Annotated in this window: 2 pseudogenes; both read right to left on the reverse strand. The window is 38.9% G+C overall.

Going from position 1 to position 1,216, the window contains the following annotated elements:
* Positions 1-496: pseudogene (locus tag RTP52_RS11505) on the reverse strand (copper homeostasis protein CutC); the annotation flags it as partial.
* Positions 497-597: 101 nt separating this feature from the next.
* A pseudogene (locus RTP52_RS11510) lies at positions 598-1,216 on the reverse strand (leucyl aminopeptidase family protein); the annotation flags it as partial.

Genomic DNA, 1,216 nt, shown 5'->3' on the forward strand with positions numbered 1-1,216 from the left:
AGTCCTTTAAGCACTCTTTCCCGGTTACACAGTCATTGGCCTGACCAGAAGTTAGGATAGAATCGATTCCAAGCTCTATAGCCTGTTCTAATGTTATTTGCGGATCTTTACACATATCGAATGCTCTATGTAAGGTGACTGACATATTCCCTGCTTCTTTTACTAAAGCCGCCATCTGTTGCATATTTAGTTCACCATCAGGTGTTAATATTCCTATTACAACGCCATCCGCACCAAATTTGTTATATTGTCGTACCTCTTCTTTTATTATTTCAAACTCATCCTCTGTGTAACAAAAATCTCCAAACCTTGGACGTATTAATACATGAATCTTATTATCGCAACGCTTTCGGACTTGTTGAAACATGGCAAGAGTAGGGGTAGTCCCTCCAATGATTAGATTGGCACAAAGTTCAAGCCGATTTGCACCAGCATTCGTTGCGATAACCGCAGACTCCACACTATCAACACATGCTTCTAAAATAAATTTATCCATAATAACCTCCATTCGGTCTCAATTCTACGAATTTGGGTGGCAGAATAATTATTTACACACTTAAAAACATGCCTGCTTAATATTTCATGTAAATCACACTTCTACCTTTCATTTGCAGCTTGTTTAAGCATATAATAAATTGCTGTCACGCCAGCTCCTGTTGCGCCTTTGTCATCAAATGCATATTGTGGTGTATCACTCCATGCAGTACCAGCAATATCTAAATGAATCCATGGCAGGTCTTCACAAAATTCTTTGATAAATAATCCTGCCGTAATCGCTCCACAACAATCTGCACCAATATTCTTAATATCTGCAACATTACTTTTTATCATCTTTTCATGTTCCTTATGGTATGGAAAACGCAAATAACTTTCTTGTGCAAAAGATAGACCGTCTTCAAACATCCGGTAGAAGGAATCGTCATTGGACATTGCTCCTGCGATGGTAAATCCTAATGCTGACCACACTGCACCAGTTAAGGTTGCGATATCAAGAATCTTTGTAATACCTTCATTTCGTATTCCATAACTCATAGCATCTGCTAAAATGAGCCTTCCTTCTGCATCTGTATTTAGGATTTCAATCGTTTTACCCTGATAAGATTTGATTACATCACCAGGCAAATGGGAGGATTGTGAAATTCGATTCTCGCATAGTGGCAGACAGGCAACCACATTGATTGGAAGCTTTTGCTTTGCAATGGCATGCATTGCTCCA

Source organism: Lachnoclostridium sp., from assembly GCF_031997925.1.
GTDB lineage: Bacteria > Bacillota > Clostridia > Lachnospirales > Lachnospiraceae > Lachnoclostridium.